Source organism: Ruegeria sp. BC5, assembly GCF_056539205.1.
This window is the reverse complement of record NZ_JBQFUN010000008.1, coordinates 1-24155: the sequence shown is the minus strand read 5'-3', so window position 1 is coordinate 24155 and position 24155 is coordinate 1. Positions and strand designations below refer to the sequence as shown.

Here is a 24155-nt window from a genome sequence, read left to right as displayed (position 1 = left end):
GCTATGGAAGTTTTGGCCTATCTGATTCCGATTTCCCTGTTTTTGGGCGGGGTTGGACTTGTGGCCTTTGTGTATACCGTCCGCTCGAACCAATATGACGACCCCGAGGGTGACTCTCGGCGCATCCTGAGTGATGAATGGGACGACAAGCCCAAGCCCTGACACATGGCAATCAAGCGCTCTTGAAATTGCCGCAATGCCCGGTTATGTCCGGCTCATCCGCTAGCAGAGAGAACCAAGCCAAATGGCAACTATGAATCCGATCCAGTTCATTCAGCAGGTCCGCGCCGAAGTTGCAAAGGTCGTCTGGCCGACCCGGCGTGAGGTGCTGCTGACCACGGTCATGGTGTTCATCATGGCGGCGCTGACTGCCGTGTTCTTTGCGTTGGTTGATCTGGGCATTCGCGGCGGATTGCAACTGATCCTGGGTGCATTCAGTTAAACCGGTTTGGGCGGGCTGAAACGCCACTGCCCCCTTGCACAGCGCGCAATGTCAGAGTAGTTGACGCGGTACTATTCGGAATGGGCGTGCGGCGATTCGGGCTGCGCGCCGCTTTTTATTCCGGGTGACGTGACAGAATTTCAATGACGGTGCTTGCGGCATTGCCAGCGCACCGAAGGCAAACAAGGACGACAGGTTCATGGCGAAACGGTGGTACTCGGTCAGCGTTCTTTCGAATTTCGAAAAGAAGATCGCAGAGCAGATCCGCACGTCGGTGGCCGAGCAGGGCCTTGAGGACGATATCGACGAAGTTCTGGTGCCCACCGAAGAGGTGATCGAAGTGCGCCGGGGCAAGAAGGTCACGACCGAACGCCGCTTTATGCCCGGTTATGTGCTGGTGCACATGGAAATGTCCGATCAGGGCTATCACCTTGTGAACTCGATCAACCGCGTCACCGGCTTTCTGGGCCCGCAAGGCCGCCCGATGCCGATGCGCGATGCCGAAGTGAACCAGATCCTCAACCGCGTTCAGGAAGGTGAAGAAGCGCCCAAGCTGATGATCACCTTCGAAGTGGGCGAGAAGGTCAAGGTCAACGACGGCCCGTTCGAGGATTTCGACGGTATGGTCGAAGGTGTCGACGACGAAGCTCAGAAGCTGAAGGTTTCGGTCTCGATCTTCGGTCGGGAAACCCCGGTCGAGCTGGACTTCACGCAGGTTACAAAGCAGAGCTGATAGCTACTTCAGCAAGATTTTAGCGCCGCGATGCCACGAGCACTGCGGCGTTTTGTTTTGGCGAACCAGTTGTCAGTTCAGAAGTCCAAGGTGGTTTTCTCAACGACAAGGATCACCTTGCAGTTACGGCGGGCCGGGGATCAGTTCTTGCCGTTGAAGGACCGTCAGAATATCGAGAATGGTCGAAGGGCTGACATCCACCGATCCTTCAAGGAAGACACCAAGCCCACCTTCTCCGATCTCTTTGGGTCCGCCATTGTCATAAACCGGGTCAAGTGACGCGAGTTCTGCCGGTAACTTCGGACACAAAGGGGTATCGTTCAATACAAGATCTACAGCGGCCAGCATCAGTTCCTTTACAGAGTCCAGCGTATCATCATCCAGAAGTTGCTCTCGCTGTTCTTCGGGGGCCGTCAGTGTAAGATCAATGAGTTTGAAATAGGCACAATTGTCACGCAGTTCGACTGTCGCTTCGGTGGACATGTTCGCCAGGATAGCCTTTTTTTGCTCACCCCGTTGAAAATTGCGCTCACTGGTTCGGCTGCATTCAAAGATCGTGATGGTTACATCCCCATCCAGATCAATCGCATCGCCTTGGGCCCCAAAACTCAAGTCATCCAGCCGGACTTGCAGGCCGCAATTGTCGACTATTGCGTTGTCAGCCAGTCGCTCAGGCACAGTCTTCTGTATTTCACGCAGATCAAGAAGCGCGCCCACCCCGATCCGTGTCGGCGCAACAGCGGCGAGGTTCAGATCAAGCGTATAGGGCAGCTCTGTATCACGAACTGGCAATGTTGCGTCGACGACAAAGTCCACTTGTTGCGCGCTTGGTGCCCGGGCGTCCAGAACGGCTGCCATTAAGACCGGGAAAATCAACCAGTGTCTCATTCAGCAAACTCCAATACGCCAAGTTCCTTCAGCCCACCCAGGACTTTGACGATTGTCCCGGCGCTGACATCGGCAGATCCGACAACAGCCGCCCCCATCCCGCCCGGAGCGATTTCGCGGGTGCCTCCTGATTCGTAGACCGGTTCGAGAACAGAGAATTCGTCGGGCAGTGGCGGGCAAACCGGATGGGCTGCCAGAAACTCACCACCCTTTTCCAGAACTGCGTCGTTGATGCGGTTGGTCAAACCAAAGAGGTTGGAAACAGCGCCGATGAACCCGCGCGGGCTGAGGTCGGCGCTTTCAATGCTGAATGTTAGGCATTGGCCTTTCACCTCAGCCTTGGCGACAGCGACCGCGTCCACGGTTGCTCCAAAAAAACGAAAGCCCGGTTCTTCACGCCGGTTGCACCTTGTAAACTGCGCGCGGGCGGAACCTTCGACCTTTACGGTGTCACCTATGGCGGTAACGTCTCGGATCTCAAGGTAAATCTGACGTTTGCAGGTTTCTTCCAAAGGGCCAGTCAGGATTTGAGGGGCTTTTTCCTGTAGCCCACGCAGATCCATGAAGGCCTTCAACCGCAATCGGGTTGGGCTGGATTCTTCTAGACCGCCGTAAACGGTAAAGGGAACCGGAATGTCGCGCAGGGGTACTTCTTTTGTTAGCTTGATTTGAAAGCGACCGGCATAGGTGGCTGGATCAATCCCTGTCGTTACGGACGAATTGGATTTTGTGACCGCGTTGGTTTCGGCATCCAGAGCTTTTTGGTCTTCGGCCTTGCTGCCACAACCCGGCAGCATAGCGACCAGTACACAGATCAGCAGTCCTTTGTTAAGTCGAGATGACCCCATCCCTGACCACCTCATTTGTGTCCAAGTTGCACCAAGATACCCGCCTTCGTTTCTTAAGCAACTCAAGTATTAGGATTAATTGATTTGTTCCGCAAATCTCGACCTTCGCTGAGGCGTTATTGGGCCTCAATCAGGTAATTGGGAACATAGAGGCAATCGTTTGTCTTCTCTGGACCTCCGTCAATGATGGCCCTTTCGTGGGTTTCGACGAGGTGGTGCCAGTGATGCTCTTATTTTCCGAAGGCTAGCCAACTGCTGCATTCCGGCCCGAGCTCCGCCAAGGCTCTAGCCTCATAGCGGGCTTTGTCCTCTTCAGGGAGAATCTCACGCCAACGACCGTTCACGCCGCGGTGGATGAATGTCTCTGCGCCGCCATCCCAAAAAATACCGCCTCCAGGGACGGATTTACTTGCATGTGCTTTCATGTAGTCAAAGGAACAGTGCGTGAGGATCGCATCCCAACGACTTTCGTCAATCTCGATGTCCAGGAAATTTGCGATGCGGCGAATTTCCCCCGGCATGTCGCGTTTGAGCGCTTCGAAATGGATAAGTTGCACGTTGGGCTGATCGCGAATCTCCCACCAGGTTCGAATATTTTCCCAGAAAGGCCACATCGGGTAACCATCATTCTCCAGCCATTCCCTGAAGTATTGAACGGTATCTCGTGTTGGTCGTTCGATCGGTGGGCCTACCCGGCCGGGCGTATCATTCAGAGTTTCATACCAAGTGTCATTCGCGTTCGAATGATGGTTGTGAAAGCTCCATACTACGTCACGCCCATCGCGCCCAATGTATATGTATTTGGCTTGTTCTGAGAAAACGAGCGCATCCACCGGTAAATGCGTTTTCAAGAAGCGTCGGTGCGTTTGCGACGCGACTGCTGGTAACTTGACCTCTTTGGGCGGGACCCGAAGGTCAAGCCACGGCGACATCTCGGCGACGTCGAGGTCTTCAGCGCCGTTGAATATCAGCTGAGCGACGATTTGCTGAACCCAAGTCGTTCCAGACTTTGCATAGGTCGCGATGATGATATCGTCATTACGAAATTCGAAATCGTTCCACATGGAGGAGTCAAAGTGGTGGTTGTGAAACTCCCGTGTTTTCTTCGGCGACCCAAACCCGTTCATTTTCCGATCCCTCCTGCGCCTTGAAAGTGCCAGTCTGCCACAGAACGCCAGTCCGAGGAAGAATTTGTGGCGCTAATCGGTCTTGCAGTTGAGGAGACAGGCAGAGATGAGTACGCGTGTTTCGGGCCCAAAGCAGTGATGCCAAACTGTAACGCCAACCTCTTGCCAACCCCACCAATCCTCTATACATGCCCGCTCTATCGTCTTCGGGCGAGATTCTCTCGTGGGAGGTTGCTGGGATCGCGATCCCGGATCGGACCACGCAACATAATCTGGTCGGGGCGCGCCCTGACTTAGTTGAAAGGAAAACCAAATGGCCAAGAAGCTTGCTGGTACAATGAAACTGCAGGTTCCTGCAGGTCAGGCGAACCCGTCGCCGCCAGTTGGTCCGGCGCTGGGTCAGCGCGGCATCAACATCATGGAATTCTGCAAGGCGTTCAACGCCAAGACCGCAGACATGGAGCAAGGCGCACCTTGCCCGACCGTGATCACCTATTATCAGGACAAGTCCTTCACCATGGACATCAAGACGCCGCCCGCGTCTTATTACCTGAAAAAAGCAGCTGGTCTGAAGCCGGTTGGCAAGCGTAACCGCCCTCGTGGCGCGGAAAACCCTGGTCGTGAGACCGTGGCAACCGTGACTTCGAAGCAGGTTCGTGAAATCGCCGAAGCCAAAATGAAAGATCTGAACGCCAACGACGTCGAAGGCGCAATGCAGATCATCCTGGGCTCGGCCCGCTCTATGGGCATCGAGGTGAAGTAAGATGGCAAAACTCGGTAAACGTACCCGCGCTGCGCGCGAAGCTGTCGCTGGCAAGGAAAACCTGTCGGTCGAAGAAGCTGTTTCCCTGGTCAAAGGCAACGCCACTTCGAAGTTCGACGAGACCATCGAAATCGCTCTGAACCTGGGCGTTGACACCCGTCACGCGGACCAAATGGTTCGTGGCGTTGTCGGCCTGCCGAACGGCACCGGCAAAGCGATGCGCGTTGCTGTGTTCGCACGTGGCCCCAAGGCTGACGAAGCGAAAGAAGCAGGCGCGGACATCATCGGCGCAGAGGACCTGATGGAAACCATTCAGGGCGGCACCATCGAATTCGATCGCTGCATTGCCACCCCGGACATGATGCCGATCGTTGGCCGTCTGGGTAAAGTTCTGGGCCCCCGCAACCTGATGCCGAACCCCAAGGTCGGCACTGTTACCATGGACGTGAAAGCGGCCGTTGAAGCAGCCAAGGGTGGTGAAGTTCAGTTCAAGGCGGAAAAAGGCGGCGTTGTACACGCCGGCGTTGGCAAAGCGTCGTTCGACGAAGCCAAGCTGGTCGAAAACGTCCGTGCCTTCATCTCGGCCGTGGCCAAGGCCAAGCCGTCGGGCGCCAAAGGCACCTACATGAAGAAAATCGCGCTGAGCTCGACCATGGGCCCCGGCGTGACTCTGGATGTGGCGGCTGCGGCCGGCGAATAAGCCCCAGCCAAGCGCTTAGAAAAAGAACCCGGGTTGCATATGCGACCCGGGTTTTTCATTTTTGCGGTCCGCGTGATCAGAGGTATGTGCGCAATACGCGGGCTTCATGCGCCCCGATTGTCTTGACGGCCGTGTGCTGGAACGCATTTCCGATCTCTTCAACCGATGGGAAAAGCGCGAGGATTTCCGCCCTTTGCGGGGATGATAGGGAATATTTGGCAGTATCGCCGTAATAGTAGCTTTCCGTCAGCGCGCCGTTTGATCGCACAATGTGGTGCCGGTCGAACATGAAATGCGTATAGGTGATGCGGTCCGTCTCACGGATCGAAACGCCGGGAAGGCCGCACAGGTGCTTGGCGGCCACGAACACTTCGGACGAGCCAAACAGCATGTCGGTTGCGGGTGACTGTATCAGGACCCTGTGCTGTTGCGAGACCACAAGCTCATGCGTGTTTCCGATGGCGCCAGCTTCGATCACGACCGGAGCGAACGCGCCGTGGCCATGAACCTCGGTCGTTCCGATCCACAGGATCGGTTGCAGCCCGCCATCCCGGGTCCAGACGCGCTGACCCTTTTTCAGGGTCTGCACTTCGACGTCACCATCTTCGGTTTCGATCAAGGTTCCTAGGCCAAAGCAGGTAATGAAATCCGTATAGAGCGACGACCCCGCGTTTGAGCCGCTGATTTTGACATAAGAGGTTCCCGGCACCAAGGGGGCCGACGTGCTATAGCCCCAAACGTCCTGCGTGACCCCGTTCTGGGAAAACACGTAGATGTCAATCGCGGGTCCGGTTGGGTTTCCGTTAATGTCCAGAGCCCGCACGGTGATCACGGACTCAGATTCAACCTGTGTGCCATTTGTGACGATGCCACCGCCATCGGTAATTACATGGCCCGTTTCCTGATCGTCGTCGAATACATCCGGGCTGCCGCTGGTGTCGTCCAGCGTGACAGTAGTGCCAAATCCACCCGAATAGGCAAAAATGGTGCCGTCAGGTGTGTCTGAGTTGTTGATAATAGATCCACCGACGACAATGTCATTGGCATCGCCTCCGGCCGGAACAAATGTGGCGATGAGACTGGCACTGTCCTGAGCGAAAAAACTGCGGAGAACCATCTGCGCGATTATTCCTCTTTTGTACTTGTTATGTTGGGCCAAAGGCGACGAAGGCCACGCGAAATTATGCTGAAAGATAAGAAATTGGTTGGGTGGGTGCGTCAACCGGGTTCTTCAAAATACCGCACAAATAATTGTCAACTGGGACGGTTACCGCAACAGTCTCATTATCCTTGAAACACAACTTTCAAACGATTGCCCAACCGCTGTCGTTTGTCTTCCTCAAACGGGCTACAGTCGTGGTTGGGTTGCCACAACGCCAGCCAGTCCTTCAACAACCGGCCCCGGATGCAGTAATCCAGAATTTCCATGTTGATGGGATGTCGATAACGGCGAAAGAACATATCCTTGTTTTTTCTGAGAATACCGCTGCGATCCACATCGGGTCCGGCCCCGTCGCGAAAAATATCTGCCTTTAGAAAGTCGACGATATCGTACACGGCCAGCTTTTCGCGGGATTCAGTAAAATCCAGGCCAATCGTTTTTCCCTGCCCGACAATCAGGTTCTGCCCGTGAAAATCTCCATGCGAAAAGACCCGGATATCCTGAATGCCCTTCAGGCGAGCAGCTTCGGCCAGCATGACGTTTACCATTTTCCGACTTGTGCCCGCGATATCATAGGGCACCGTGGTTGAAAGGTCGCGAATGCCGTCTGTCATCCATTTTGGCCGAAATGCATAGCTCGCCGGGGGGTGGCGGTCGTGAAGATCATTCAGCCACGACCCGGCACGACGAAAGACCTGAGCAACCTGATCTTCGTTCTTGCTGTTATAGATCAGGTCGACCGCGGTTGGCCGGTTGATAAATTCGGTGACAAAGAAGGTTTCAGATGGCGACAGGTAAATCGGGCGGATAACCTGCGATGACGGGTTGTTTTCAAAATGCTGGTAAAGATCAGATAGCAGGCTGAACTCATCCCGCAGCCTTCCGGTGGTGGGAGAGTTGCTGTCGATTTTCAGTGCAAAGCTTTCAATTCCGGTTGTGATTTTCAAGACCAGACGCGAATCCGGAAACGCGTGCGAGCGATAGACGCATTCGACTTTCTTCACAGGCCCGACAGGATTGCGCCGTGAAAACTCGGCCACACACTCTGAAGCGAATGTCTGTTCAGTATCGGAAAGATCCAGCATTCAAATGCGTCGTTCTATGTGGCTTTTCACTGTGCGGATCGAATGGACCTCAGGGCTGGTGTCATGTCAATGCTGTGATGGCTGGCTTTGGGTTTTGCACGACGGATCTGGGCGGTGAAGCAATCCGGTTGGAACGGTCAATTTACCCCTTGGAAACCCCTGCCATCTGGCCTAAATAGAGCTGCGGAATAAAGCGTGCGATTCGTCGTGCGCTTTATTTTGTTTCGTCCAAGACGGTGGGTGGGTCCATTCGGCCCCTTAATTCCCTGCCTGAGACGGGTAAGACCAAAGAATTCTGAGGGTCACGATCCTCGGGCGAGTTTTGGCCAATCCCGTAACAACGGACCTGAACGCCGGGGTTAACCCTTCGGCAAATATGAGCCGGGGTGAGGTATCACCCCTAACTTGGAGAGAACTGTGGATAGAGCCCAGAAAGAGAAAGTGGTCGAGGAACTCGGCCAAATCTTCGAAAGCTCTGGCGTCGTAGTGGTTTCGCACTACGCCGGTCTGACAGTTGCCGAGATGCAGGACCTTCGCGCACGTGCTCGTGACGCGGGTGGTGCCGTGCGTGTTGCCAAGAACAGGCTCGCCAAAATCGCCCTTGAGGGTAAGCCGTGTGAAAGCATGGCCGACCTGCTGACAGGGATGACCGTTCTGACCTATTCCGAGGACCCCGTGGCGGCAGCCAAGGTGGCCGAGGACTTCGCCAAGGATAACAAGAATTTTGAGATTCTTGGTGGTGCAATGGGTGAGAACGCTCTGGACCGCAAAGGCGTCGAAACAGTTTCGAAAATGCCGTCTCGCGAGGAGCTTATTGCTTCGATCGTGGGCTGCATTGGCGCACCTGCTTCGAACATCGCCGGCGCGATTGGCGCACCTGCAAGCAACATCGCAAGCATCCTTTCCACCATCGAAGAGAAGGCGGAAGCTGCGTAAGCGGTTGGCACTGAATGATCTGCGTAGGGTGAACACCCTGACGTTGGAACACACACTGTAAACGGAAAGAGCTGATAAAATGGCTGATCTGAAAGCACTCGCAGAAAGCATCGTGGGTCTGACCCTGCTGGAAGCACAAGAACTGAAAACCATCCTCAAAGACGAATACGGCATCGAGCCCGCAGCTGGCGGCGCCGTAATGGTTGCAGCTGGTGGCGACGCCGGTGGCGCAGCTGAGGAAGAAAAAACCGAATTCGACGTCGTTCTGAAGAACGCCGGCGCTTCGAAAATCAACGTGATCAAAGAAGTTCGCGGCATCACCGGTCTGGGCCTGAAAGAAGCCAAAGAGCTGGTCGAAGCTGGCGGCAAGATCAAAGAAGCTGTGTCGAAAGACGAAGCCGAAGAGATCAAAGGCAAGCTGGAAGCAGCTGGCGCCGAGGTCGAACTGGCCTAAGCCCGTTGTCTGGCGCATCGCTGATGCGCCGCAATATTTGGCTGGGCCCGGAGAAATCCGGGTCCAGCCGAACCTGTCTTAGAAAGGGCCTCATGAACGGGGGCGTTTTCTAAGACGCGGTTTTCGGATCGGGAGGCTGCCTTCGGGACGGTGGCCACGAATTGATCCGGACGTGTCGTCTCGAATGTGCAAGGCGCCGGGGCCCGACGGTGTCTTTGCCCGCTGAGAACATCGAAAGGTGACATCTGACATGGCTCAAACGTTCCTTGGCCAGAAACGTCTTCGGAAATATTACGGCAAAATCCGCGAAGTGCTGGAGATGCCGAACCTCATTGAGGTCCAGAAATCTTCTTATGATCTTTTCCTGCGCTCCGGCGATGCAGAGCAGCCCACTGACGGCGAAGGCATCAAAGGTGTGTTCCAGTCGGTTTTCCCGATCAAGGATTTCAACGAAACCTCCGTTCTGGAGTTCGTGAAATACGATCTGGAAAAACCCAAATACGACGTCGAAGAGTGCATGCAGCGCGACATGACCTACAGCGCGCCGCTGAAGGTCACTCTGCGTCTGATCGTGTTTGATGTCGACGAAGATACCGGCGCCAAGTCGGTAAAAGACATCAAGGAACAGGACGTGTTCATGGGCGATATGCCCCTGATGACGCCGAACGGGACCTTCATCGTGAATGGTACCGAGCGTGTGATCGTGTCCCAGATGCACCGCTCGCCCGGTGTGTTCTTTGACCACGACAAGGGCAAAACCCATTCCTCGGGCAAGCTGCTGTTTGCCTGCCGCATCATCCCGTATCGCGGCAGCTGGCTGGACTTTGAGTTCGACGCCAAGGACATCGTTTTCGCCCGTATCGACCGCCGCCGCAAACTGCCTGTGACAACCCTGCTGTATGCGCTGGGTCTGGATCAAGAAGCGATCATGGACGCGTATTACAACACCGTGTCCTACAAGCTGGACAAGAAAAAGGGCTGGATCGCGCCGTTCTTCCCCGAGCGAGTGCGCGGCACCCGCCCGACCTATGATCTGGTTGACGCCAAATCCGGTGAAGTGATTGCTGAAGCAGGTAAGAAAGTCACTCCGCGCGCGGTCAAGAAGCTGATCGAAGAAGGCGTCGTCACCAACCTGTTGGTTCCTTTTGATCACATCGTCGGCAAGTTCGTCGCCAAGGACATCATCAACGAAGAAAACGGCGCGATCTATGTCGAAGCCGGTGATGAGCTGACCCTGGAATACGACAAGGACGGCGAGCTGATCGGCGGCACAGTGAAAGAGCTGATCGACGCAGGTATCACCGACATCCCGGTTCTGGACATCGACAACGTCAATGTTGGCCCCTACATGCGCAATACCATGGCGCAGGACAAGAACATGGGCCGCGAAAGCGCGCTGATGGACATCTATCGTGTCATGCGCCCGGGCGAGCCGCCCACCGTCGAAGCGGCCTCGGCCCTGTTCGACACGCTGTTCTTCGACAGCGAGCGTTATGACCTGTCCGCCGTTGGCCGTGTGAAGATGAACATGCGTCTGGCTCTCGACGCGCCGGACACCCTGCGCACCCTGCGCCGCGAAGACATTGTGGCCTGCATCAAGGCGCTGGTGGAGCTGCGCGACGGTAAAGGCGACATCGACGACATCGACCACCTCGGCAACCGCCGTGTCCGTTCGGTCGGCGAGTTGATGGAAAACCAGTACCGCGTCGGCTTGCTGCGCATGGAGCGCGCGATCAAAGAGCGTATGTCGTCAGTCGAGATCGACACCGTCATGCCGCAGGACCTGATCAACGCGAAACCGGCTGCTGCTGCTGTCCGCGAATTCTTCGGCTCGTCGCAGCTGTCGCAGTTCATGGACCAGACCAACCCGCTGTCGGAAGTCACCCACAAACGCCGTCTCTCGGCGCTTGGCCCCGGTGGTCTGACGCGCGAACGTGCGGGCTTTGAGGTGCGTGACGTTCACCCGACCCACTATGGTCGGATGTGCCCGATTGAAACGCCGGAAGGTCCGAACATCGGTCTGATCAACTCGCTGGCCACCTTTGCCCGCGTGAACAAGTATGGCTTCATCGAAACACCCTACCGCGTTGTCAAAGACGCCGAGGTGACCGATGAGGTTCACTACATGTCCGCGACCGAGGAAATGCGTCACACCGTGGCGCAGGCGAACGCGACGCTGGATCAGAACGGCAAGTTCATCAACGATCTGGTCTCGACCCGTCAGGCCGGTGACTACACCCTCGCTCCGCGCGAGAATGTGGACCTGATCGACGTGTCGCCGAAACAGTTGGTTTCGGTTGCCGCATCGCTGATCCCGTTCCTTGAAAATGACGACGCCAACCGCGCTCTGATGGGCTCGAACATGCAACGTCAAGCGGTTCCGCTGCTGCGGGCCGAGGCGCCGTTGGTCGGTACCGGGATCGAGGAAAAGGTTGCGATCGACTCGGGCGCTGCGATCCAGGCGAAACGCGCCGGTATCATCGACCAGGTCGATGCCCAGCGTATCGTTATCCGTGCCACCGAAGATCTGGAGCTGGGCGACGCTGGCGTTGACATCTATCGTCTGCGCAAATTCCAGCGATCGAACCAGAACACCTGCATCAACCAGCGTCCGCTGGTGAAAGTGGGCGACACCGTCATGAAAGGCGAGGTTGTTGCCGATGGTCCGTCCACCGATATCGGTGAACTGGCGCTTGGTAAAAACGTGGTCGTCGCGTTCATGCCGTGGAACGGCTACAACTACGAAGACTCGATCCTGATCAGTGAACGTATCGCGCGTGATGACGTCTTTACCTCGGTTCATATCGAGGAATTCGAAGTCGCCGCCCGTGATACAAAGCTGGGCCCGGAAGAGATCACCCGCGACATTCCGAACGTCGGTGAAGAAGCGCTGCGTAACCTCGACGAGGCGGGCATCGTTTACATCGGTGCGGATGTTGAGCCGGGCGATATTCTGGTCGGCAAGATCACTCCGAAGGGCGAAAGCCCGATGACCCCGGAAGAAAAGCTGCTGCGCGCCATCTTTGGTGAAAAAGCATCTGACGTGCGCGACACCTCGCTGCGCGTGAAGCCGGGCGATTACGGTACAGTGGTCGAAGTTCGCGTCTTCAACCGTCACGGCGTCGAGAAGGACGAGCGTGCGCTGCAGATCGAGCGTGAAGAAGTCGAGCGTCTGGCCCGTGACCGGGACGACGAGCTGGCGATCCTGGACCGCAACATCTATGCGCGTCTGCAAGGCCTGATCCTGGGTAAAACCGCTGTCAAAGGCCCGAAAGGCGTCAAGGCAGGCTCGGCAATCACCGAGGATCTGCTGGAAACCCTGACCCGTGGTCAGTGGTGGCAACTGGCGCTGGAAGACGAGAAGGACGCACAGATCGTCGAAGCGCTGAACGAGCAGTACGAAGTGCTCAAGCGTGCTCTGGACGCCCGTTTCGAAGACAAGGTCGAGAAGGTCCGCCGTGGCGACGACCTGCCGCCGGGTGTGATGAAGATGGTCAAAGTCTTTATCGCCGTGAAGCGTAAGCTGCAGCCGGGCGACAAGATGGCCGGTCGTCACGGGAACAAAGGTGTGATCTCCAAGGTTGTCCCGATGGAAGACATGCCGTTCCTGGCCGATGGTACTCCGGTTGACTTCTGTCTGAACCCGCTGGGCGTGCCGTCGCGTATGAACGTTGGTCAGATCCTTGAAACCCACATGGGTTGGGCCGCGCGCGGTCTGGGTCTGAACATCGACGAAGCTCTGGGTGAATACCGCCGTTCCGGCGACCTGACCCCGGTGCGCGAAGCGATGAAGCTGGCCTATGGCGAGAATGTCTATGAAGAAGGCATTGCCAACATGGACGAGGGTCACCTGATCGAGGCGGCGGGCAACGTGACCCGCGGTGTTCCGATCGCGACCCCGGTCTTTGATGGTGCCAAAGAGGCTGACGTCAACGATGCGCTGGTGCGTGCGGGCTTCTCGGAAAGCGGTCAGTCGATCCTGTTCGACGGTCGCACCGGTGAGCAATTCGCACGTCCGGTGACCGTGGGCATCAAGTACCTGCTGAAACTGCACCACCTGGTGGACGACAAGATCCACGCGCGTTCGACCGGGCCGTACAGCCTGGTTACCCAGCAGCCGCTGGGTGGTAAGGCGCAGTTCGGTGGTCAGCGCTTTGGTGAGATGGAAGTCTGGGCTCTGGAAGCTTACGGCGCCGCCTACACCTTGCAGGAGATGCTCACCGTGAAATCGGATGATGTCGCCGGCCGGACCAAGGTCTATGAGTCGATCGTCAAGGGCGAGGATAACTTTGAAGCGGGCGTACCGGAATCGTTCAACGTTCTGGTTAAAGAAGTCCGTGGCCTCGGCCTGAATATGGAACTCCTGGATGCGGAGGTTGAGGAGTAAGGGCCTCGGCTCTTCCTCCCGTCCCCCCTTCCGCAAAATTTGAGGTATCAAAATGAACCAGGAAATCACCAATAACCCGTTCAACCCGCTGACGCCGCCGAAGGTTTTCGACGAGATCAAGGTCTCGCTGGCCAGCCCTGAACGGATCCTGTCTTGGTCCTATGGTGAGATCAAGAAACCCGAAACCATCAACTACCGGACGTTCAAGCCCGAGCGTGACGGTCTGTTCTGCGCACGTATCTTTGGCCCGATCAAAGATTACGAATGTCTGTGCGGCAAATATAAGCGGATGAAGTATCGCGGCGTTGTCTGCGAGAAATGCGGTGTGGAAGTCACCCTGCAGAAAGTCCGCCGCGAGCGTATGGGCCACATCGAACTGGCCGCGCCCGTCGCACATATCTGGTTCCTGAAATCGCTGCCGTCCCGCATCGGTCTGATGCTGGACATGACGCTGCGCGATCTGGAACGCGTTCTGTACTTTGAAAACTATGTCGTCATCGAGCCCGGTCTGACTGACCTGACCTATGGCCAGATGCTGACCGAAGAAGAGTACATGGATGCGCAGGATGCCTATGGCATGGACGCGTTCACCGCCAACATCGGTGCTGAAGCCATTCGTGAGATGCTGGCCCAGATCGATCTGGAAGCCGAAGCCGAGCAGCTGCGCGCTGATCTGGCCGAAGCCACCGGTGAGCTGAAGCCCAAGAAGATCATCAAGCGTCTGAAGGTTGTTGAATCCTTCCTCGAGTCGGGCAACCGGCCCGAGTGGATGGTGATGACCGTGATCCCGGTCATCCCGCCGGAACTGCGTCCGCTGGTTCCGCTGGATGGTGGCCGCTTCGCGACCTCGGATCTGAACGATCTGTATCGCCGAGTCATCAACCGGAACAACCGTCTGAAGCGTCTGATCGAACTGCGTGCACCTGACATCATCGTCCGCAACGAAAAGCGGATGCTGCAGGAATCCGTTGACGCTCTGTTCGACAACGGCCGTCGTGGCCGCGTGATCACCGGCGCCAACAAGCGTCCGCTGAAATCGCTGTCGGACATGCTGAAGGGTAAGCAGGGTCGCTTCCGTCAGAACCTTCTGGGTAAGCGCGTCGACTTCTCGGGCCGTTCGGTCATTGTGACCGGTCCGGAACTCAAGCTGCACCAGTGTGGTCTGCCCAAGAAGATGGCGCTGGAGCTGTTCAAGCCGTTCATCTACTCGCGCCTTGAAGCCAAGGGTCTGTCTTCGACCGTGAAACAGGCAAAAAAACTGGTCGAGAAAGAGCGTCCCGAAGTGTGGGATATCCTCGACGAGGTGATCCGCGAACACCCTGTCATGCTGAACCGTGCGCCGACGCTGCACCGTCTTGGTATTCAGGCGTTCGAGCCGGTCCTGATCGAAGGTAAAGCCATCCAGCTGCACCCGCTGGTCTGTTCGGCCTTTAACGCCGACTTCGACGGTGACCAGATGGCCGTTCACGTTCCGCTGAGCCTTGAGGCACAGCTGGAAGCCCGTGTTCTGATGATGTCGACGAATAACGTTCTGTCGCCTGCAAACGGTGCGCCGATCATCGTTCCGTCGCAGGATATGATCCTGGGTCTGTACTATGTGACCCTGGAACGCGAAGGCATGCCGGGAGAAGGCAAAGTCTTTGGTTCGATCGAAGAAGTCCAGCACGCGCTGGACGCGGGTGAGGTGCATCTGCACTCGAAAATCACCGCGCGGATCACGCAGATCGACGACGAAGGCAACGAAGTTCAGAAGCGTTACGAGACCACTCCGGGCCGTCTGCGTCTGGGTGCCTTGCTGCCGATGAACAACAAAGCGCCGTTCGAACTGGTAAACCGCCTGCTGCGGAAGAAAGAAGTGCAGCAGGTCATCGACACCGTCTATCGCTACTGCGGTCAGAAAGAGTCGGTTATCTTCTGTGACCAGATCATGTCGATGGGCTTCAAAGAAGCGTTCAAGGCGGGCATCTCGTTCGGCAAGGACGACATGGTTATTCCGGATGACAAATGGGGCATCGTTGATGACACCCGCGGTCAGGTGAAGGACTTTGAACAGCAGTACATGGATGGCCTGATCACTCAGGGCGAAAAGTACAACAAGGTTGTCGATGCCTGGTCGAAGTGTAACGACCGCGTGACCGAAGCGATGATGAGCACGATCTCATCCTCGGATCGGGCAGAGGACGGATCCGAGCAGGAACCGAACTCAGTCTATATGATGGCCCACTCCGGTGCGCGTGGCTCGGTCACTCAGATGAAACAGCTGGGCGGTATGCGCGGCCTGATGGCCAAACCGAACGGTGACATCATCGAGACGCCGATCATCTCGAACTTCAAGGAAGGCCTGACCGTTCTTGAATACTTCAACTCGACCCACGGCGCCCGTAAGGGTCTGTCGGATACCGCTCTGAAGACGGCGAACTCAGGTTATCTGACCCGTCGTCTGGTAGACGTGGCGCAGGATTGCATCGTTCGTGAGATCGACTGTGGCACTGAGCGCGCGATCACCGCCGAAGCTGCGGTGAACGACGGTGAGGTTGTTGCCTCGCTGGCCGAACGTGTGCTGGGCCGAGTCTCTGCCGATGACGTTCTGCGTCCGGGTACGGATGAGGTGATCGTGGCCGCTGGTCAGTTGATCGACGAACGTATGGCCGACACCATTGACGAAGCCGGTGTTGCGTCCATGCGCATCCGCTCGCCTCTGACCTGTGAGTCTGAGGAAGGCGTCTGTGCGACCTGCTACGGTCGTGACCTTGCGCGCGGTACCATGGTGAACACAGGTGAGGCTGTCGGCATCATCGCCGCCCAGTCCATCGGTGAGCCCGGTACACAGCTGACGATGCGGACCTTCCACATTGGTGGTGTTGCGCAAGGTGGTCAGCAGTCGTTCCAAGAAGCCAGCCAGGACGGTGTCGTTTCCTTCGAGAACCCGCAGATTCTGGTCAATGCCGCAGGCGAAAGTCTGGTCATGGGCCGGAACATGAAGCTGGTGATCAAGGACGAACACGGCGAAGAGCGTGCCAGCCACAAGCTGGGCTATGGTTCCAAGCTGTTCGTCAAGGATGGCACCAAAGTGGCCCGTGGCGACAAGCTGTTCGAGTGGGATCCCTACACCCTGCCGATCATCGCCGAGAAAGCCGGTACTGCGAAATACGTTGACCTCGTTTCGGGCATCGCTGTCCGCGATGAGACCGACGACGCAACCGGCATGACTCAGAAGATCGTGATCGACTGGCGTGCGGCCCCCAAAGGCAGCGATCTGAAGCCCGAGATCATTCTGGTCGGTGAAGATGGCGAACCGGTCCGCAACGATGCGGGCAACCCGGTTCACTATCCGATGTCGGTGGATGCGATCCTGTCGGTCGAAGATGGCCAGCAGATCGAAGCCGGTGACGTTGTCGCGCGTATCCCGCGCGAAGGTGCCAAGACCAAGGACATCACCGGTGGTCTGCCGCGTGTGGCCGAACTGTTCGAAGCCCGACGTCCGAAAGATCACGCGATCATCGCAGAAGCCGATGGTTACGTGCGCTTTGGCCGCGACTACAAGAACAAGCGCCGCATCAGCATTGAACCGGCGGATGAGTCGATGGAAACGATCGAGTATATGGTTCCCAAGGGCAAACATATCCCGGTCGCGGAAGGTGACTTTATCCAAAAGGGTGAATACCTGATGGATGGTAACCCGGCCCCGCATGACATCCTGTCCATCATGGGTGTCGAAGCGCTGGCGGATTACATGATCGACGAGGTGCAGGACGTCTATCGTCTGCAGGGCGTGAAGATCAACGACAAGCACATCGAGGTCATCGTGCGCCAGATGCTGCAGAAGTGGGAGATCCTGGATTCAGGCGACACCACCCTGTTGAAAGGCGAACATGTCGACAAGCAGGAGTTTGACGCAGCCAACGAGAAGACCCTCTCGCGCGGTGGCCGTCCGGCTCAGGGCGAACCGATCCTCTTGGGGATCACCAAAGCCTCGCTGCAGACGCGTTCGTTCATCTCGGCGGCGTCGTTCCAGGAAACCACCCGCGTGCTGACCGAAGCGTCAGTACAGGGCAAAAAGGACAAGCTGGTTGGCCTGAAAGAGAACGTCATCGTCGGTCGCCTGATCCCTGCCGGTACAGGTGGTGCAACCCAGGCTGTGCGTCAGGTTGCCCAGTCGCGCGACAACGTCGTGATCGAAGCCCGCCGGGAAGAGGCCGAAGCGGCCGCTGCCTTGGCTGCCCCGATTGTCGAAGACGACATGGTTGGAGACGAGCTGGACGTTCTGGTGGAAACCCCGGAAAGCCGCGAGTAAGCGACTACGATAATCCAAAGATCAGGCCCCGCGATTTCGCGGGGCCTTTTTCTTTGGGTGGCCGCCTGTGCCCTTTGCCTGGATTGAAGCGCTGACAACGGCAAGGGATGGGTCGCAGACTGTGCGGCTCGGTTCGGCGCAAATTAATATGAGCAGTTTTATTCTAGAAAAACCCTTTTCATGGTATGGTTTTTTACGTCTCGCGCACAAATCCACCGGAGATTTGAATTATGAGAGCTGTATTGAAATTGTCTCGTGCATTATCGGTTTTGGGGATTGGCCTGCTGGCGGCATGCAGTGACTACGCCTATGTCGGGATGCCGCAGGGGCAGCCGTCTCGGGAAGTAAAAATTCCCGATGGTACCACACGGCTTATTCCAGTTTCCGCTTCGATAGTGGGTCTTGCCTATGACCAGCCGCGGCGGCGGATTTTCCTGCGCAATCTCCCCGGTACACAGTTGCAGGAACTTGATCGAAATGGCCGCGTTCTACGCACCTTTTCGGCGCAGCGCGTACCGGCCGGTTGCGGAGGGGTTACTCCTGACGACTTCCCGATCAAGGAATGCGGGCTCGCTATTCGGGGTGCAGACGGCCATCTTTTCCTGGATCATCCAAACGGTCTGATGATTTCAGAATTGACGCGCGACGGGCAGTTCGTACGCCATATCAGGCTTGCGCAACCGCAAGGACCGATAGGAGGGCTGGCCTTCGACAAAAATACCGGCACCCTTTACGTGTTGTTTATTCGGAATCGTCTGATTGCCGAGATTGATCTGAACGGCACCACCAAAAGGGTCATTCGCCCAACCAACCCCTCGGTTGGTGCGGCATTGCAGATTGAGCGCTTTGGCCTCGGGATCAACGCTGAACGCCGTGAGCTTTACGTTGCACTTCAAAACGGCAACCGGCTTGGGGTTTTAAACATGTCCGGAGGGCTGATCGCGACGCATAACCTAAGTGCTGGGGTGACCGTCGAAGGTATCGGCGGTGGGCGCGTCTTTGGATTTTGATGGCGATTAGATTGTGTCCGGCAAATTGAGACGTAATTTTCCTGTTCGCCTACTAAGTTGCGTTGACAATAAGTCGATCGATTGAGCCAATGCAGCAATCGACTTTCGACCGGATTCTTTAGCCATGTCTCCAAACGTGCAAGGCGCGCTGCTGATGATGGGCAGCATGGCCGCCTTTACCATCAATGATGCTCTGATCAAGGCGGCAGGCGCCGAAATGCCGTTGTTTCAGATGGTAGCAATGCGCGGATTTTTGGCGACGGTTTTGGTGTTTCTGCTGGCGCGTCATCTGGGGGCGTTGCATCTGAATTTCCCGCGTCACGACAAATGGCTGGTGGTGATCCGGTGTCTGGCCGAGCTGTCGGCCACGTTCTTTTTTCTAACCGCGTTGCTGCATATGCCGCTAGCCAACGTGACCGCAGTGCTGCAGGCCCTGCCGCTGACGGTCACGCTGGGCGCAGTACTGTTTTTCCGCGAACAGATCGGGTGGCGACGAGTTCTGGCGATTGTGTTGGGCTTTGCCGGGATGCTGTTGATTGTGCGGCCCGGCCCCGATGGGTTCAGCATATACGCGATCTATGCCTTGATTGCGGTGGCATCGGTCACGGCACGGGATTTGATTACGCGGCGGATGTCGGTGCATGTGCCTTCGCTGGCGGTTACCTTGGCGACGTCCCTGACGATTACCGCGTCAGCGGGGATTGCCACGGTTGCGACGGGGTGGGAACCGGTGCCGGTCGGGGCTGGTTTGATGGTGGCATCGGCAGCGGTGTTCGTACTTGGGGGTTATCTGTTCAGCGTCATGGTTATGCGCGTAGGCGAGGTCGGGTTCGTCGCGCCCTTCCGATACTCCAGCCTGATCTGGGCGCTGGGGCTGGGGTGGCTGATTTTCGGGGAATGGCCGGACACGATTACTATGTTGGGGGCAACGCTGGTCGTTGGGGCAGGGCTGTTCACATTATTCCGCGAACGTCAGACGCAGCCCGCCGAGTGAACTTGACGCACAAAGTTCTGATCTATCGCAAAGCGGGCGATGAATTCACCTTCTTGTTCGGGTGTCAGAGGCAACAGCTCAGTCTTAGTGTCACGCGAATTGCGTGAATCGTTAAACTGGTTGAGCGTGCGAACCCACATCGGCGCGTCAGGATAACTGATGACCGGCATGAAATTCCCGATCCGGTGATGGGCGAAATTCATAATTGTCTGCTCGCAATTTCCACGCACATGCATCGCAAAGCCTATCCCCAACAGGGGGCGCATAACCTGGGCAGCCTGAATGCCATCTGTCCCGAATTCGGCCAGAAAGCCCTTGTTATAGTCGATGGCGACCGTTCGGTTGTTCTCCATCAGACCATTGCTCTCGTCGACGGCAAGGCGCAGACGTTCGACAAAATCCACTGACACGGCATCATCGTCGTCATGGCGGAATTGAACGCAAGGGTCGCTGGGGTCGTTGCGGGCGGCATTCAGAATCTCTTTCATCACCTTGCGATGTCGACCCGGAGCGCGGGCGATGATCTGAACCTGGGGCATGCCGGCGGTTAGATCGCGCAATCGATCCAGAGCGGGTTTGGGAAGGCAATCACCGATCACGATGAGAAACTGAAAATCCTCGTTGGTCTGTTCTCGAATGCAGGGCAGTGTAGTGGTTTCGAACAGGCGAAAGCGTTCTTCTAGGCGGGCGGGGTTGTAAAGGTACCGCCGACGTTCTTCGATCGTTTCATGTTCGACCTGAAAGCCGCCATAGGCAGGATAGGAAAAGCGGCACAGGCCGATGATTTGCATATTTGATCCGTGGGGCAGCGTGTTGCACAGACTATGCCTGCCCGAAAAGGGTGTCGCAACGGCTGCGGTGCTGGAAATTCCGGAAGGGGCCTGATATTCCCGCATAAACAGACCGGTGAGACACCCATACGGGTGCACTGTTGACACTTGCTCCGACTCCCCCTATTACGCGCGCTATCTCGGTACCGGGGGCCGCCCCATAACCGATTTCAGTAATGGACTGGTCAAGGCCTGAACAATTTTGCAGTTCGCGCCCTCTGATAACCAACCGCGACGTTCACCTCGGAATGGGAACGCTCGCGGGTTTTGCGCTTGTGGACGCATAAGTGCAGCAAGTTTAACCGCACGCAACGCGCGTGCATGTCATGTGTGTTGCAAAACGGGGAAGAAACCGGAATGCCAACTATTCAACAGCTGATCCGCAAACCGCGGCAGCCCAAAGTAAAACGCTCGAAGTCCATGCACCTGGAGCAGTGCCCGCAGAAACGCGGCGTCTGCACCCGCGTGTACACCACCACACCTAAAAAGCCTAACTCGGCTATGCGTAAGGTTGCCAAGGTGCGCCTGACCAACGGGTTCGAGGTCATCTCGTACATCCCCGGTGAAAGCCACAACCTGCAGGAACACTCGGTTGTTCTGATCCGTGGCGGCCGTGTAAAAGACCTTCCCGGTGTGCGTTACCACATCCTGCGCGGTGTTCTGGATACTCAGGGCGTCAAAGACCGTAAGCAGCGTCGTTCGAAATACGGCGCGAAGCGTCCCAAGTAAGAAGGAGAGGCTGATATGTCACGTCGTCACGCCGCCGAAAAACGCGAAGTCCTGCCTGACGCCAAATTTGGCGACAAGGTACTGACCAAATTCATGAACAACCTGATGATCGACGGCAAGAAGTCGGTCGCAGAGCGCATCGTCTACAACGCGTTTGATCGCGTTGAAGGCAAGATCAAGCGCGCACCGGTCGAAGTGTTCCACGAAGCGCTCGACAACATCAAACCGTCGGTCGAGGTTCGCTCGCGCCGCGTTGGTGGTGCAACCTACCAGGTTCCGGTCGAAGTACGCCCCGAGCGCCGCGAAGCCCTGGCCATCCGTTGGCTGATCTCGGCTGCACGCGCCCGCAACGAAAACACCATGGAAGAACGCCTTGCCGGTGAACTGCTGGACGCTGTACAGTCCCGCGGTACTGCCGTGAAAAAGCGTGAAGACACCCACAAGATGGCCGAGGCGAACAAAGCCTTCAGCCATTATCGTTGGTAATCCAAGAGGCTTTAACCAATGGCACGCGAATATCCGCTCGAACTGTACCGTAACTTCGGTATCATGGCGCACATCGACGCAGGTAAGACCACCTGCTCGGAGCGTATCCTGTATTACACTGGTAAATCCCACAACATCGGTGAGGTGCACGATGGTGCAGCCACCATGGACTGGATGGAGCAGGAGCAGGAACGCGGCATCACCATCACTTCGGCTGCGACCACCACTTTCTGGGAACGCACCGAGGACGGTCAGACCGCAGAAACGCCTAAGCACCGCCTGAACATCATCGACACTCCCGGCCACGTTGACTTCACCATCGAAGTTGAACGTTCGCTGGCAGTTCTCGACGGTGCCGTCTGCGTTCTGGACGCAAACGCCGGTGTTGAACCCCAGACCGAAACCGTGTGGCGTCAGGCTGACCGCTACAAGGTTCCGCGTATGGTTTTCGTCAACAAGATGGACAAGATCGGCGCTGACTTCTTCAACTGCGTCAACATGATCGAAGACCGCACCGGCGCACGTGCTGTTCCGGTTGGTATTCCGATCGGCGCAGAGTCCGAGCTGGAAGGCCTGATCGACCTGGTCACCATGGAAGAGTGGCTGTGGCAGGGCGAAGATCTGGGCGCAAGCTGGATCAAAGCTCCGATCCGCGACAGCCTGAAAGACATGGCTGACGAATGGCGCGGCAAGATGATCGAAGCGGCCGTCGAAATGGACGACGACGCGATGATGGAATACCTGGAAGGCAATGAGCCCGACGTTCCGACCCTGCGCGCCCTGCTGCGCAAAGGGACACTGGAAATCGCGTTCGTTCCGGTTCTGGGTGGTTCGGCGTTCAAAAATAAAGGCGTTCAGCCGCTGCTCAACGCTGTGATCGACTATCTGCCCAGCCCGCTGGACGTTGTTGATTACATGGGCTTTAAGCCCGGCGACGAGGAAGAAGTTCGTGACATCGCCCGTCGTGCAGACGACGACATGGCCTTTTCGGGCCTGGCGTTCAAAATCATGAACGACCCCTTCGTTGGCTCGCTGACCTTCACTCGGATCTACTCGGGCACCATGAACAAGGGTGACTCGATCCTGAACTCGACCAAAGGTAAGAAAGAGCGCATCGGTCGTATGATGATGATGCACTCGAACAACCGGGAAGAGATCGAAGAAGCGTTTGCAGGCGACATCATCGCGCTGGCGGGTCTGAAAGACACCACTACCGGTGACACCCTGTGTGACGCGAAGGATCCGGTGGTTCTGGAAACCATGACCTTCCCCGATCCGGTGATCGAGATCGCAGTCGAGCCCAAAACCAAGGGCGACCAAGAGAAGATGTCCCAGGGTCTGGCCCGTCTGGCCGCCGAAGACCCGTCCTTCCGTGTGGAAACCGACCTGGAATCTGGTCAGACCATCATGAAGGGCATGGGCGAACTTCACCTGGACATCCTGGTGGACCGTCTGAAGCGCGAATTCAAGGTCGAGGCGAACATTGGTGCGCCGCAGGTGGCCTACCGTGAGACCATCTCGATGCCGGTCGAACACACTTACACCCACAAGAAACAATCGGGTGGTTCGGGTCAGTTCGCCGAAGTCAAGCTGGAGATCCAGCCGACCGAGCCGGGCGAAGGCTATTCGTTCGAAAGCCGCATCGTTGGTGGTGCCGTTCCGAAGGAATACATCCCGGGTGTTGAAAAAGGCATCAATTCGGTCATGGATAGCGGCCCGCTGGCTGGCTTCCCCGTGATCGACTTCAAGGTTGCCCTGCTGGACGGTAAGTTCCACGACGTTGACTCGAGCGTTCTGGCGTTCGAAATCGCATCGCGGATGTGTATGCGTGAAGGCATGCGCAAAGCTGGTGCGAAACTGCTGGAACCGATCATGAAGGTCGAAGTGATCACCCCGGAAGAGTACACCGGCGGTATCATCGGCGACCTGACCTCGCGTCGGGGCCAGGTGTCTGGACAAGAGCCGCGCGGCAACGCGATCGCAATCGATGCGTTTGTTCCGCTGGCCAACATGTTCGGCTACATCAACACTCTGCGTTCGATGTCGTCGGGTCGTGCCCAGTTCACCATGCAGTTCGACCACTACGATCCTGTTCCGCAGAACATCTCGGACGAGATTCAGGCGAAATACGCATAAGCAAAGATTTGAGGGAGCGCGGCTAACGCGCTCCCTTCATTACCGAAAAAGGAGGCCATCATGGCAAAGGAAAAGTTTGAGCGTACAAAACCGCACGTCAACATCGGCACGATTGGGCACGTTGACCACGGTAAAACCACGCTGACCGCAG

The 24155-nt window shown here is 56.8% G+C and carries 21 protein-coding genes; 15 read left to right on the top strand and 6 right to left on the bottom strand.

Annotation, left to right across the window (positions count from 1 at the left end; translation table 11 throughout):
* Nucleotides 1-3 precede the first annotated feature (3 nt).
* The 3 genes from ccoS (at nucleotide 4) to nusG (ending at nucleotide 1175) form a co-directional block, all read left to right on the top strand.
* On the top strand, nucleotides 4-162 hold the full coding sequence (gene ccoS, locus ACR0LY_RS16270; protein ID WP_170350970.1) for a cbb3-type cytochrome oxidase assembly protein CcoS: 159 nt from the start codon (nucleotides 4-6) through the stop codon (nucleotides 160-162).
* A gap of 82 nt (nucleotides 163-244) precedes the next feature.
* Entirely contained in the window at nucleotides 245-442 is a 198-nt protein-coding gene (gene secE, locus ACR0LY_RS16265) for a preprotein translocase subunit SecE (protein ID WP_170350969.1), read from the top strand.
* 199 nt (nucleotides 443-641) lie between these two features.
* On the top strand, nucleotides 642-1175 hold the full coding sequence (nusG, locus tag ACR0LY_RS16260; RefSeq protein ID WP_010440977.1) for a transcription termination/antitermination protein NusG: 534 nt from the start codon (nucleotides 642-644) through the stop codon (nucleotides 1173-1175).
* 123 nt (nucleotides 1176-1298) lie between these two features.
* Here the strand turns inward: nusG and ACR0LY_RS16255 are convergent, their stop codons facing one another.
* The 3 genes from ACR0LY_RS16255 to ACR0LY_RS16245 all read right to left on the bottom strand — a co-directional run bounded on the left by ACR0LY_RS16255 (nucleotide 1299) and on the right by ACR0LY_RS16245 (nucleotide 4038).
* Nucleotides 1299-2063 (bottom strand): hypothetical protein, encoded by a 765-nt coding sequence (locus ACR0LY_RS16255; RefSeq protein WP_170350968.1) that lies wholly within the window; start codon nucleotides 2061-2063, stop codon nucleotides 1299-1301.
* Nucleotides 2060-2911 (bottom strand): hypothetical protein, encoded by an 852-nt coding sequence (locus ACR0LY_RS16250; protein WP_170350967.1) that lies wholly within the window; start codon nucleotides 2909-2911, stop codon nucleotides 2060-2062. The genes ACR0LY_RS16255 and ACR0LY_RS16250 overlap by 4 nt, the downstream gene beginning before the upstream one ends.
* A gap of 230 nt (nucleotides 2912-3141) precedes the next feature.
* Complete coding sequence (locus ACR0LY_RS16245) at nucleotides 3142-4038, bottom strand: sulfotransferase domain-containing protein (RefSeq protein WP_170350966.1); 897 nt, start codon at nucleotides 4036-4038, stop codon at nucleotides 3142-3144.
* A gap of 313 nt (nucleotides 4039-4351) precedes the next feature.
* Between ACR0LY_RS16245 and rplK the strand changes: the two genes are divergently transcribed.
* Together rplK and rplA are read left to right on the top strand one after the other, a co-directional pair.
* Nucleotides 4352-4801: a 50S ribosomal protein L11 gene (rplK, locus tag ACR0LY_RS16240; protein ID WP_037314971.1), complete on the top strand. Its 450-nt coding sequence runs from the start codon at nucleotides 4352-4354 to the stop codon at nucleotides 4799-4801.
* A 1-nt stretch (nucleotide 4802) separates the two neighbouring features.
* The gene (gene rplA, locus ACR0LY_RS16235; RefSeq protein WP_170350965.1) at nucleotides 4803-5501 is read left to right on the top strand and encodes a 50S ribosomal protein L1; all 699 of its coding nucleotides are present in this window, start codon (nucleotides 4803-4805) and stop codon (nucleotides 5499-5501) included.
* Between the two features lie 76 nt (nucleotides 5502-5577).
* Here rplA and ACR0LY_RS16230 read toward each other — a convergent pair whose 3' ends face one another.
* Nucleotides 5578-6618 carry a Hint domain-containing protein gene (locus ACR0LY_RS16230; protein ID WP_170350964.1) on the bottom strand — a complete coding sequence of 347 codons (1041 nt, stop codon included), beginning with the start codon at nucleotides 6616-6618 and terminating at the stop codon, nucleotides 5578-5580.
* A 167-nt stretch (nucleotides 6619-6785) separates the two neighbouring features.
* The gene (locus ACR0LY_RS16225; RefSeq protein WP_170350963.1) at nucleotides 6786-7748 is read right to left on the bottom strand and encodes a phosphotransferase; all 963 of its coding nucleotides are present in this window, start codon (nucleotides 7746-7748) and stop codon (nucleotides 6786-6788) included.
* A 417-nt stretch (nucleotides 7749-8165) separates the two neighbouring features.
* Here ACR0LY_RS16225 and rplJ point away from each other — a divergent pair, with 417 nt between their 5' ends.
* From rplJ to ACR0LY_RS16195, 6 genes are all read left to right on the top strand, one after another.
* Nucleotides 8166-8684: a 50S ribosomal protein L10 gene (gene rplJ / locus ACR0LY_RS16220; protein ID WP_010441181.1), complete on the top strand. Its 519-nt coding sequence runs from the start codon at nucleotides 8166-8168 to the stop codon at nucleotides 8682-8684.
* A 79-nt stretch (nucleotides 8685-8763) separates the two neighbouring features.
* Nucleotides 8764-9138, top strand: coding sequence for a 50S ribosomal protein L7/L12 (gene rplL / locus ACR0LY_RS16215; protein WP_170350962.1), 375 nt, complete (start codon nucleotides 8764-8766; stop codon nucleotides 9136-9138).
* Between the two features lie 250 nt (nucleotides 9139-9388).
* Nucleotides 9389-13525 carry a DNA-directed RNA polymerase subunit beta gene (rpoB, locus tag ACR0LY_RS16210; RefSeq protein WP_170350961.1) on the top strand — a complete coding sequence of 1379 codons (4137 nt, stop codon included), beginning with the start codon at nucleotides 9389-9391 and terminating at the stop codon, nucleotides 13523-13525.
* Nucleotides 13526-13577: 52 nt separating this feature from the next.
* Nucleotides 13578-17819 (top strand): DNA-directed RNA polymerase subunit beta', encoded by a 4242-nt coding sequence (gene rpoC / locus ACR0LY_RS16205; RefSeq protein WP_170350960.1) that lies wholly within the window; start codon nucleotides 13578-13580, stop codon nucleotides 17817-17819.
* 230 nt (nucleotides 17820-18049) lie between these two features.
* On the top strand, nucleotides 18050-18829 hold the full coding sequence (locus tag ACR0LY_RS16200) for a hypothetical protein (RefSeq protein WP_170350959.1): 780 nt from the start codon (nucleotides 18050-18052) through the stop codon (nucleotides 18827-18829).
* A gap of 124 nt (nucleotides 18830-18953) precedes the next feature.
* On the top strand, nucleotides 18954-19823 hold the full coding sequence (locus tag ACR0LY_RS16195; protein WP_170350958.1) for a DMT family transporter: 870 nt from the start codon (nucleotides 18954-18956) through the stop codon (nucleotides 19821-19823).
* Here ACR0LY_RS16195 and ACR0LY_RS16190 read toward each other — a convergent pair.
* A complete protein-coding gene (locus ACR0LY_RS16190) occupies nucleotides 19802-20614 on the bottom strand; it encodes a putative rhamnosyl transferase (RefSeq protein WP_170350957.1) in 813 nt (270 codons plus the stop codon). The two genes, ACR0LY_RS16195 and ACR0LY_RS16190, sit on opposite strands and share 22 nt — an antisense overlap.
* A 396-nt stretch (nucleotides 20615-21010) precedes the next feature.
* On the opposite strand from ACR0LY_RS16190, the gene rpsL reads away from it, so the two are divergent.
* The 4 genes from rpsL to ACR0LY_RS16170 all read left to right on the top strand — a co-directional run.
* Nucleotides 21011-21382: a 30S ribosomal protein S12 gene (gene rpsL / locus ACR0LY_RS16185; RefSeq protein WP_005621086.1), complete on the top strand. Its 372-nt coding sequence runs from the start codon at nucleotides 21011-21013 to the stop codon at nucleotides 21380-21382.
* Between the two features lie 15 nt (nucleotides 21383-21397).
* A complete protein-coding gene (gene rpsG, locus ACR0LY_RS16180) occupies nucleotides 21398-21868 on the top strand; it encodes a 30S ribosomal protein S7 (protein ID WP_058283017.1) in 471 nt (156 codons plus the stop codon).
* Between the two features lie 18 nt (nucleotides 21869-21886).
* Nucleotides 21887-24004, top strand: coding sequence for an elongation factor G (fusA, locus tag ACR0LY_RS16175; RefSeq protein WP_170350956.1), 2118 nt, complete (start codon nucleotides 21887-21889; stop codon nucleotides 24002-24004).
* 60 nt (nucleotides 24005-24064) lie between these two features.
* A partial coding sequence (locus ACR0LY_RS16170) for a GTP-binding protein (protein WP_215675807.1) occupies nucleotides 24065-24155 on the top strand: 91 nt, incomplete at its 3' end.

Bases quoted from the DNA above. Each gene is read 5' to 3' on its own strand.
- ccoS (WP_170350970.1), top strand. From the start codon at position 4: ATGGAAGTTTTGGCCTATCTGATTCCGATTTCCCTGTTTTTGGGCGGG.
- secE (WP_170350969.1), top strand. From the start codon at position 245: ATGGCAACTATGAATCCGATCCAGTTCATTCAGCAGGTCCGCGCCGAA.
- nusG (WP_010440977.1), top strand. From the start codon at position 642: ATGGCGAAACGGTGGTACTCGGTCAGCGTTCTTTCGAATTTCGAAAAG.
- ACR0LY_RS16255 (WP_170350968.1), bottom strand. From the start codon at position 2,063: ATGAGACACTGGTTGATTTTCCCGGTCTTAATGGCAGCCGTTCTGGAC.
- ACR0LY_RS16250 (WP_170350967.1), bottom strand. From the start codon at position 2,911: ATGGGGTCATCTCGACTTAACAAAGGACTGCTGATCTGTGTACTGGTC.
- ACR0LY_RS16245 (WP_170350966.1), bottom strand. From the start codon at position 4,038: ATGAACGGGTTTGGGTCGCCGAAGAAAACACGGGAGTTTCACAACCAC.
- rplK (WP_037314971.1), top strand. From the start codon at position 4,352: ATGGCCAAGAAGCTTGCTGGTACAATGAAACTGCAGGTTCCTGCAGGT.
- rplA (WP_170350965.1), top strand. From the start codon at position 4,803: ATGGCAAAACTCGGTAAACGTACCCGCGCTGCGCGCGAAGCTGTCGCT.
- ACR0LY_RS16230 (WP_170350964.1), bottom strand. From the start codon at position 6,618: ATGGTTCTCCGCAGTTTTTTCGCTCAGGACAGTGCCAGTCTCATCGCC.
- ACR0LY_RS16225 (WP_170350963.1), bottom strand. From the start codon at position 7,748: ATGCTGGATCTTTCCGATACTGAACAGACATTCGCTTCAGAGTGTGTG.
- rplL (WP_170350962.1), top strand. From the start codon at position 8,764: ATGGCTGATCTGAAAGCACTCGCAGAAAGCATCGTGGGTCTGACCCTG.
- rpoB (WP_170350961.1), top strand. From the start codon at position 9,389: ATGGCTCAAACGTTCCTTGGCCAGAAACGTCTTCGGAAATATTACGGC.
- rpoC (WP_170350960.1), top strand. From the start codon at position 13,578: ATGAACCAGGAAATCACCAATAACCCGTTCAACCCGCTGACGCCGCCG.
- ACR0LY_RS16200 (WP_170350959.1), top strand. From the start codon at position 18,050: ATGAGAGCTGTATTGAAATTGTCTCGTGCATTATCGGTTTTGGGGATT.
- ACR0LY_RS16195 (WP_170350958.1), top strand. From the start codon at position 18,954: ATGTCTCCAAACGTGCAAGGCGCGCTGCTGATGATGGGCAGCATGGCC.
- ACR0LY_RS16190 (WP_170350957.1), bottom strand. From the start codon at position 20,614: ATGCAAATCATCGGCCTGTGCCGCTTTTCCTATCCTGCCTATGGCGGC.
- rpsL (WP_005621086.1), top strand. From the start codon at position 21,011: ATGCCAACTATTCAACAGCTGATCCGCAAACCGCGGCAGCCCAAAGTA.
- rpsG (WP_058283017.1), top strand. From the start codon at position 21,398: ATGTCACGTCGTCACGCCGCCGAAAAACGCGAAGTCCTGCCTGACGCC.
- fusA (WP_170350956.1), top strand. From the start codon at position 21,887: ATGGCACGCGAATATCCGCTCGAACTGTACCGTAACTTCGGTATCATG.